The organism is Mycobacterium sp. E136, from assembly GCF_001666865.1.
Classification (GTDB): Bacteria; Actinomycetota; Actinomycetes; order Mycobacteriales; family Mycobacteriaceae; genus Mycobacterium.
Genome location: NZ_LZJE01000096.1, coordinates 18,823 through 28,051, shown reverse-complemented (window position 1 = coordinate 28,051; position 9,229 = coordinate 18,823). Strand labels below are relative to the sequence as shown.

7 protein-coding genes and 1 pseudogene are annotated in these 9,229 nt (G+C 65.3%); 6 read left to right on the top strand and 2 right to left on the bottom strand.

Annotation, left to right across the window (positions count from 1 at the left end; genetic code table 11):
• Both rnpA and rpmH read right to left on the bottom strand, forming a co-directional pair.
• A partial coding sequence (gene rnpA / locus A5698_RS07355) for a ribonuclease P protein component (RefSeq protein ID WP_068295052.1) occupies window positions 1-348 on the bottom strand: 348 nt, incomplete at its 3' end.
• A 31-nt stretch (window positions 349-379) separates the two neighbouring features.
• A complete protein-coding gene (rpmH, locus tag A5698_RS07350) occupies window positions 380-523 on the bottom strand; it encodes a 50S ribosomal protein L34 (protein ID WP_003890928.1) in 144 nt (47 codons plus the stop codon).
• 554 nt (window positions 524-1,077) lie between these two features.
• On the opposite strand from rpmH, the gene dnaA reads away from it, so the two are divergent.
• The 6 genes and pseudogenes from dnaA to gyrB all read left to right on the top strand — a co-directional run bounded on the left by dnaA (window position 1,078) and on the right by gyrB (window position 9,219).
• Window positions 1,078-2,562 (top strand): chromosomal replication initiator protein DnaA, encoded by a 1,485-nt coding sequence (gene dnaA / locus A5698_RS07345; RefSeq protein WP_068295044.1) that lies wholly within the window; start codon window positions 1,078-1,080, stop codon window positions 2,560-2,562.
• A 551-nt stretch (window positions 2,563-3,113) separates the two neighbouring features.
• Window positions 3,114-4,313 carry a DNA polymerase III subunit beta gene (gene dnaN / locus A5698_RS07340; RefSeq protein WP_068295040.1) on the top strand — a complete coding sequence of 400 codons (1,200 nt, stop codon included), beginning with the start codon at window positions 3,114-3,116 and terminating at the stop codon, window positions 4,311-4,313.
• Between the two features lie 13 nt (window positions 4,314-4,326).
• Window positions 4,327-5,235, top strand: a pseudogene (gene gnd, locus A5698_RS07335) (phosphogluconate dehydrogenase (NAD(+)-dependent, decarboxylating)); the annotation flags it as partial.
• Between the two features lie 11 nt (window positions 5,236-5,246).
• Window positions 5,247-6,407 (top strand): DNA replication/repair protein RecF, encoded by a 1,161-nt coding sequence (gene recF, locus A5698_RS07330; RefSeq protein ID WP_068295033.1) that lies wholly within the window; start codon window positions 5,247-5,249, stop codon window positions 6,405-6,407.
• Window positions 6,404-6,961, top strand: coding sequence for a DUF721 family protein (locus A5698_RS07325; RefSeq protein WP_068295031.1), 558 nt, complete (start codon window positions 6,404-6,406; stop codon window positions 6,959-6,961). Before recF ends, A5698_RS07325 begins: the two co-directional genes overlap by 4 nt.
• Window positions 6,962-7,182: 221 nt before the next feature.
• On the top strand, window positions 7,183-9,219 hold the full coding sequence (gene gyrB, locus A5698_RS07320; RefSeq protein ID WP_068295028.1) for a DNA topoisomerase (ATP-hydrolyzing) subunit B: 2,037 nt from the start codon (window positions 7,183-7,185) through the stop codon (window positions 9,217-9,219).
• Window positions 9,220-9,229: the final 10 nt, after the last annotated feature.

The following is a 9,229-nucleotide window of genomic DNA, read 5'->3' as shown; positions in this document are numbered from 1 at the left end:
CTCGACTTTGGGCTTGGCCCGGCGCAGCGCGGTCCGCAATTCTTGTTCGAGTCGTGCCGAGATGGCGTGACGGCTGCTGGGCAGAGCACGGATCACCACGCGGTCGGCGGGATCGAGTTCGTGGAGAAGATTGCGTGCGACATGGCGCAGCCGGCGCGCCACCCGGTGGCGCTGCACGGCGGTGCCGACGGCTTTGGAGACGACCAGTCCGATCCTCGGACCGGGGTCGGATGACGCATCAGAGCGCAACGCGTGCACGACAAGGTCGGGCTGCACAGCGCGCACCCCTCGACTGACAGTGGTTCCGAACTCGCTCGAGCGCGTCATTCGGTGGCGCGCCGGAAGCACAGCGTCAACTCCCGCTAGAGATCACGGGGAGTCACGCGGTCAGCTTGCGCCGACCCTTGCTGCGCCGGTTCGCGACGATCGCCCGGCCTGCCCGGGTGCGCATCCGCAGCCGGAAGCCATGCACGCGCGCCCGGCGCCGGTTGTTCGGCTGGAAGGTCCGCTTGCCCTTGGCCACGGCTGTCTCCTTGTTGCGTCTGGCACCCGCATCCCCCACCGACGACGTACGAATCGGTTTGGACGCAGTTGCCGTTGTTAAGCTCGTCCATCTTGCTAGCCGGCGCGGTCCCCGGTCGATGCCCGGGTCGCAGCCGTATCGCCTCGTACGGGCGACTGTTCGAGGGTACTGAGCAGATTTCGCTGGGTCAAACCTGGCCGAATGACAGTGGGGACAGCCACATTTGCAACACCTGTCACCGCCGACCAACGGCCCGAAATATCCGTCCACACAATGTTGCAGAACGGTTGGCACCCGCGAAGAAAACTGTTAGCTTCTGCCAATGCCGATTCGATAACGAAACGGCGACGGACAACGAAGCGAGGATGCCCGACCAGTCGTGCGCCCACAGGATGTCTCGCATCTGTGATGAGCCCCGGCCCGCGGCGTCCCCGCCGGTGTAAAACAGAACGACGACGACTGTCCAGTCTCCACAGCCTGTGGATAACTTTGTGGACAGATCGTCATCGTTCCTTTTGGTCGTCCCTGGACAGACCGCAAGGGGGTAGTCGTCGTTGACAGCTGACCCCGATCCCCCCTTCGTAGCCGTGTGGAACACGGTGGTCGCAGAGCTCAACGGCAACCCCGGCACCGGAGGCGACGACTTCGCCGGACCGATACTCACGCCACAGCAAAGAGCGTGGTTGAAGCTGGTCAAACCCCTTGTCATCACCGAAGGTTTTGCCCTGCTGTCCGTGCCCACCCCGTTCGTCCAGAACGAGATCGAACGCCATCTGCGCGAGCCCATCATCACGGCCTTGAGCCGACAGCTCGGCCAGCGCGTCGAACTCGGCGTGCGCATCGCCGACCCGGACCCCGATGACACCGACACTGCGCTCAACGGGTTGTCGACGATCGCCGAACCCGACGAAGTCGACGAGGATCTCGAGGCGCGCGTCAGCGCCGAGGAGAGTTGGCCGACCTACTTCACCAGCCGGCCGCCGAACACGCTCGCCGACGACACCACGGCGGTCAACCTCAACCGCCGCTACACCTTCGACACGTTCGTCATCGGCGCCTCCAACAGGTTTGCCCACGCCGCGACGCTGGCCATTGCCGAGGCACCGGCGCGGGCTTACAACCCGTTGTTCATCTGGGGCGAGTCCGGCCTGGGCAAGACACATCTTCTGCACGCCGCGGGAAACTACGCGCAGCGACTCTTTCCCGGCATGCGCGTCAAGTACGTCTCGACCGAGGAATTCACCAACGACTTCATCAACTCGCTGCGCGACGACCGCAAGGCGTCGTTCAAACGCAGCTACCGCGACATCGACGTGTTGCTGGTCGACGACATCCAGTTCATCGAGGGCAAGGAAGGTATCCAGGAAGAGTTCTTCCATACCTTCAACACCCTGCACAACGCGAACAAGCAGATCGTCATCTCGTCGGACCGGCCGCCCAAACAGCTGGCCACCCTCGAGGACCGGCTGCGCACCCGCTTCGAGTGGGGACTGATCACCGACGTACAGCCGCCGGAGCTGGAAACCCGGATCGCCATTCTGCGTAAGAAGGCGCAGATGGACCGTCTCGATGTTCCCGACGACGTCCTCGAACTCATCGCCAGCAGCATCGAGCGCAACATCCGCGAACTCGAGGGCGCCCTCATCCGCGTCACGGCGTTCGCCTCGTTGAACAAGACCGCGATCGACAAGTCGCTGGCCGAGATCGTGCTGCGGGATCTGATCTCCGACGCCAGCACCATGCAGATCAGCACTGCGACGATCATGGCGGCCACCGCCGAGTACTTCGAGACCACGGTCGAGGAGTTACGCGGACCCGGTAAGACCCGCGCCCTGGCGCAGTCGCGACAGATCGCCATGTATCTGTGCCGCGAACTCACCGACCTGTCGCTGCCGAAGATCGGCCAGGCGTTCGGTCGTGACCACACCACCGTCATGTACGCGGAGAAGAAGATTCGCGGCGAAATGGCCGAGCGCCGTGAGGTCTTCGATCACGTGAAGGAACTGACGACACGGATCCGTCAGCGCTCCAAGCGCTGACTCACATCGCCTCTGTCACCCTCTCGTGGGGCTCGATCGCGCCCTCATGCGGGTGTGCCGACAAATTTTTTCGAAAAATCTTCTGCACCGCCGGCAACACCAGTCACAGCGCCGGGTTGTGCACACCGGTGTGGAGAACTTGGGATCAACCGATGAACTACCAGCCGATCACTACACAACCGGCAGCGAGTCCACAGTTCGTCCCTCACCAGCCGGCGTTCATCCACAGCTCTCTCACAACCCGATACGGCCGTAAGCAGCGCCGACATGTATTCATCCCCAACATCCACAGGACCTAATACTGTTGCTTGAATATCTCCCAAGAATCTTCTTCGAAGAAGGCGGTTGGGGAAGCACGGATCCGGCGGACGTTCGACCCACCGGACGCCGTCGATGTCGCCCCGATCGATTAGCTTTCAAGTTGGGGCGGAAAGCTCTACGGTGATTCATCACAGCCGTTACGGTCGTCGGGGACGCATCGGTCAGACGCGTGGTGAGACACCGAGAAACCGCTGCTTGAGGCTTGTCGTGATTGTGACCGAAGGGACCCTATGGACGTGGCGACGACAACGGTTGGTGTCACCGATCTGAAGTTCCGCCTGGTACGAGAGGACTTCGCCGAAGCCGTGGCATGGGTGGCCCGCAACCTGCCCACTCGCCCGACGGTTCCGGTGCTCGCCGGCGTCTTGCTGACCGGGTCCGAGGACGGCCTGACGATCTCGGGATTCGACTACGAGGTGTCCGCCGAGGTGCGGGTACCGGCCGAGATCGCTTCACCCGGCAGCGTTTTGGTATCCGGCCGGCTGCTGTCCGACATCACCAGGGCGCTGCCCGCCAAGCCGATCGACGTGAGTGTCGACGGTACCCGGGTCTCACTGACGTGTGGGAGTTCGCGGTTCTCGCTACCGACCATGGCCGTCGAGGACTACCCGACCCTGCCCGCGCTGCCCGAGGAGACCGGTGTCGTCTCCGCCGAGTTGTTCGCCGAGGCCATCGGCCAGGTGGCGATCGCCGCCGGTCGCGATGACACGTTGCCGATGTTGACCGGTATCCGGGTCGAAATCGCCGGGGAGAAGGTGGTTTTGGCGGCGACCGACCGGTTCCGTCTGGCGGTGCGTGAACTCACATGGTCGACGGCGGGCGCCGATCTGGAGGCCGCCGTGCTGGTGCCGGCCAAGACGTTGTCGGAAGCGGCCAAGGCCGGCGCCGACGGTGGCGATGTGCACCTGGCGCTGGGTACCGGGTCGGCGGTCGGCAAAGAGGGACTGCTCGGGATCAGCAGCGGCGGCAAGCGAAGCACCACGCGGCTGCTGGATGCGGAGTTCCCGAAATTCCGCCAGCTGCTGCCCACCGAGCACACCGCCATGGCGACCATCGGTGTCGGTGAACTCACCGAGGCCATCAAGCGCGTAGCGCTGGTGGCCGACCGCGGCGCGCAGGTGCGCATGGAGTTCTCGGAGGACTCGCTGCATCTTTCCGCTGGCGCCGACGACGTGGGCCGCGCGGAGGAAGATCTTCCGGTCAGTTTCGCCGGGGACCCGCTGACCATCGCGTTCAACCCCACATACCTGACCGACGGTTTGAGCTCGCTGCACTCGGAGCGGGTGACGTTCGGTTTCACGACTCCGAGCCGGCCCGCAGTGTTGCGCCCGGCCAGCGACGACGACACAACCGTCGGTGCCGCGGGCCCGTTCCCCGCCCAGCAGACCGACTACGTCTACCTGTTGATGCCGGTGCGGCTCCCAGGCTGACCGGCCCGACGCCACGGAAGGGGCGCAGATGCAACTCGGTCTGGTCGGTCTCGGCAAAATGGGCTTCAACATGCGCCAACGTCTGCGCGAGGGGGGCCACGATGTGGTCGGCTACGACCCCAGGCCCGAAGTCACCGACGTTCCGACGCTGGCGGCCCTGGCCGAGGCCCTCGATGCGCCGCGGGTGGTGTGGGTCATGGTCCCGTCGGGGCATATCACCCACGACACGATCACGTCGCTCGCGGACGTGCTCAGCGAGGGTGATCTGGTCATCGACGGCGGCAACTCCCGCTACACCGAGGATGCGCCGCACGCAAAACTGTTGGGGGACAAAGGAATTGCGTTCATCGACGCCGGGGTCTCCGGCGGGGTGTGGGGGCTGAAGGAAGGCTACGGCCTGATGGTCGGTGGCAGCGACGCCGACGTCGAACGCGCGATGCCGATCTTCGACACCTTGCGGCCGCCGGGGCCGCGGGAGGACGGATTCGTGCACGCCGGCCCGGTCGGCGCCGGGCATTACGCGAAGATGGTGCACAACGGCATCGAATACGGATTGATGATGGCCTACGCCGAAGGTTACGAGCTGCTGGCGGCCGAAGAACTCATCACCGACACCCAGGCGGTCATCCAGGCGTGGACCAACGGCACGGTCGTGCGGTCATGGCTGCAGCAGTTGCTCGCCAAGGCGCTCAAGGAAGATCCGGAGTTCGGCGAAATCAGCGGGTACACCGAGGATTCCGGCGAGGGCCGGTGGACCGTCGAGGAGGCGATCAGCCATCGGGTGCCGATGCCCGTGATCGCGGCGTCGCTATTCGCGCGGTTCGCCTCGCGGCAGGAGGACTCGCCGTCGATGAAGGCGGTTTCGGCGTTGCGGAACCAGTTCGGCGGGCACGCGGTGAAGCGGATCAGCGAGTCCGGGTAGGCGGCTGCGCAGTGTATGTCCGCCGCTTGGCGTTGACCGACTTCCGATCGTGGCCGCGCGTCGAGCTACCGCTCGAGCCGGGGCGTACGGTTTTCGTCGGTCCGAACGGCTTTGGTAAGACGAATATCGTTGAGGCACTGTGGTATTCATCCACTCTCGGATCACACCGGGTCGCGTCCGACGCACCCCTGATCCGCACCGGCGCTGAACGCGCGGTGGTGTCGACGATCGTCGTCAACGAGGGCCGCGAACTCGCCGTCGACCTGGAGATCACTGCCGGGCGCGCGAACAAGGCGCGCATCAACCGCTCCCCCGTCCGCTCCGCGCGCGAGATCCTCGGCGTGCTGCGGGCCGTGCTGTTCGCCCCGGAGGATCTCGCGTTGGTGCGCGGGGACCCGGGTGAGCGACGCCGCTATCTCGACGAGCTCGCCACCACGCGGCGCCCGCAGGTGGCCGCGATCCGCGCCGATTACGACAAGGTGCTGCGTCAGCGTACCGCGCTGTTGAAGACGGCGTCCGGGGCTCGATTCCGCGGTGACAGAAGCGTTTTCGACACCCTCGACGTCTGGGACGGGCACCTCGCCGAGAAGGGCGCCAAGCTGATCGCCGCCCGCGTCGAGCTGGTCAACCAGCTCGCGCCGGAAGTGGAGAAGGCATACCAGCTGCTGGCGCCGTCGTCGCGGCCCGCTGCGATCCGGTACCGCAGCGGGGTGGATGTAGTGGAAGCCGAGGCGGCCGCGGGCACCGCTGACGCGGAGATGTTCGAGGCGGCTCTGCTCGACGCCCTGGCGCGGCGCCGCGATGCCGAACTCGAACGCGGCGTCTGCCTGGTGGGCCCGCATCGCGACGACCTCGAGCTGCGGCTCGGCGACCAGATCGCGAAAGGCTTTGCCAGCCACGGGGAATCGTGGTCGATGGCGCTGTCGCTGCGGCTCGCAGCGTACGAACTGTTACGCGCCGAGGGCAGCGACCCGGTGCTGCTACTCGATGATGTGTTCGCGGAGTTGGACAAGGCGCGCAGGCAGGCGCTGGCCGCCGTGGCGGCGTCGGCCGAACAGGTGCTGGTGACGGCGGCGGTGGCCGAGGACGTCCCGACGGACTGGGACGCGCGCAGGATCGGGGTCACGATGCGTGACGACGACTCCGGACGAATCTCGGTGGTGGAGCAGTGACATCGTCGGATGACCAGACCGGCCCGCCGGAGCACCTCGCGCACCTGCGCGGGATGGATTTGGTGCGGCGCACGCTCGAAGAGGCGCGCGGTGCGGCGCGTAGCCAGGGTAAGGACATCGGCCGCGGCCGACGCGGAACCGCACCCCGAAAGATCGCGGGCAACACACGGCGCCGGTGGTCGGGCCCCGGCCCGGACGCCCGCGATCCCCAACCGCTGGGATCGGCGGCCGGCGATCTGGCCCGTAGCCGCGGATGGTCGGGCCGCGTCGCCGAGGGCGCGGTGTTCGGCCGATGGGTCGCCGTCGTCGGCGAAGGTATCGCCGCGCACGCAACGCCGACCTCACTCAACGACGGTGTGCTGACGATTTCGGCGGAGTCCACCGCCTGGGCCACGCAGTTGCGCATGGTGCAGGCGCAGGTGTTGGCCAAGATCGCCGATGCGGTGGGCGACGGTGTCGTGAAGTCGCTGAAGATCGTCGGACCGGTCGCCCCGTCGTGGCGCAAGGGCCGTTACCACGTCTCCGGCCGGGGGCCGCGGGACACGTATGGATAGCGGTCGGCTGAAAGCCGCGATGACGCTGCGATCTTAGTTCTCAAGCGTCTTGAGGCACCCTGGATCGAGAAATTCCCCAGACGGCGCAAATAGGTGTGCAGAAACGCTGCCTCAGAGTCGGTCCTGTCTGACTCTCCCGGTAGGATGGAGACAGATCGCAGGCGGTAGTCCGACCGCCCAGCCAGCCTTCCCCGGCAAGAGACCAAGGAGACCCGTCCAACGTGGCTGCCCAGAAGAAGAATGCTCCTAAAGAGTACGGCGCCGATGCCATCACCATCCTGGAAGGTCTCGAGGCGGTTCGTAAGCGCCCGGGTATGTACATCGGCTCCACAGGTGAACGGGGTCTGCACCACCTGATCTGGGAAGTCGTCGACAACGCGATCGACGAGGCGATGGCCGGTTACGCCACCCGAGTCGACGTGCGCATCCTGGGCGACGGCAGCGTCGAGGTCACCGACGACGGCCGCGGCATCCCGGTCGAAAAGCACAAGCAGGCGGGCATCCCGACGGTCGATGTGGTCATGACCCAGCTGCATGCCGGCGGCAAGTTCGGCGGCGAGAACAGCGGTTACGCGGTCAGCGGTGGTCTGCACGGCGTCGGTGTGTCGGTGGTCAACGCGCTGTCCACGCGGGTCGAGGTCACCATCCTGCGCGACGGATACGAGTGGTTCCAGTACTACGACCGCTCGGTGCCCGGGGAGCTCAAGCAGGGCGGCAAGACCAAGAAGACGGGAACGACGGTCCGGTTCTGGGCCGATCCGGACATCTTCGAGACGACCGAATACGATTTCGAGACCGTCGCGCGCCGCCTGCAGGAACAGGCGTTCCTCAACAAGGGCCTCACCATCGAGCTGACCGACGAGCGGGTGACCGCCGAAGAGGTCGTCGACGAGGTGGTCAGCGACACCGCCGATGCGCCCAAGACCGCCGATGAGAAGGCCGCCGAATCCTCGACCGGCCACAAGGTCAAGCACCGCGTCTTCCACTATCCCGGCGGGTTGGTCGACTTCGTCAAGCACATCAACCGCACGAAGACGCCGATTCAGCAGAGCATCATCGACTTCGACGGCAAGGCCGCCGGTCATGAGGTCGAGATCGCGATGCAGTGGAACGCCGGCTATTCGGAGTCGGTGCACACCTTCGCCAACACGATCAACACCCATGAGGGCGGCACCCACGAGGAGGGATTCCGTGCGGCGTTGACCTCGGTGGTCAACAAGTACGCCAAAGACAAGAAGCTGCTCAAGGACAAGGACCCGAACCTCACCGGCGACGACATCCGCGAGGGGCTCGCGGCGGTCATCTCCGTGAAGGTGTCCGAGCCGCAGTTCGAGGGTCAGACCAAGACCAAACTCGGCAACACCGAGGTGAAGTCGTTCGTGCAGAAGATCTGCAACGAGGAACTCACCCACTGGTTCGACGCCAACCCGGCCGAGGCCAAGACCGTTGTCAACAAAGCGGTTTCGTCGGCGCAGGCCCGCATCGCCGCGCGTAAGGCGCGCGAGTTGGTGCGGCGCAAGAGTGCCACCGACATCGGCGGGCTGCCGGGCAAGCTGGCCGACTGCCGCTCCACCGATCCGCGTAAGTCCGAACTGTATGTGGTGGAGGGTGATTCGGCCGGCGGTTCGGCCAAGAGCGGACGCGATTCGATGTTCCAAGCGATCCTGCCGTTGCGCGGCAAGATCATCAACGTCGAGAAGGCCCGCATCGATCGCGTGCTCAAGAACACCGAAGTCCAGGCGATCATCACCGCGCTGGGCACCGGCATCCACGACGAGTTCGACATCTCCAAGCTGCGTTATCACAAGATCGTGTTGATGGCCGACGCCGACGTCGACGGCCAGCACATCTCCACGCTGCTGCTGACGCTGCTGTTCCGGTTCATGAAACCGCTTGTGGAGAACGGGCACATCTTCTTGGCCCAGCCGCCGCTGTACAAACTCAAGTGGCAGCGCAGCGAACCCGAGTTCGCCTACTCCGACCGCGAACGCGACGGGCTGCTCGAAGCCGGGCGCAAGGCGGGCAAGAAGATCAACACCGACGACGGCATCCAGCGCTACAAGGGTCTGGGCGAGATGGACGCCAAGGAGTTGTGGGAGACCACGATGGACCCGTCGGTGCGGGTGCTGCGCCAGGTCACTCTCGACGACGCCGCGGCGGCCGACGAGCTGTTCTCCATCCTGATGGGCGAGGACGTCGAAGCACGTCGCAGCTTCATCACCCGCAATGCCAAAGACGTTCGTTTCCTTGATGTTTAAGGCGAATTCC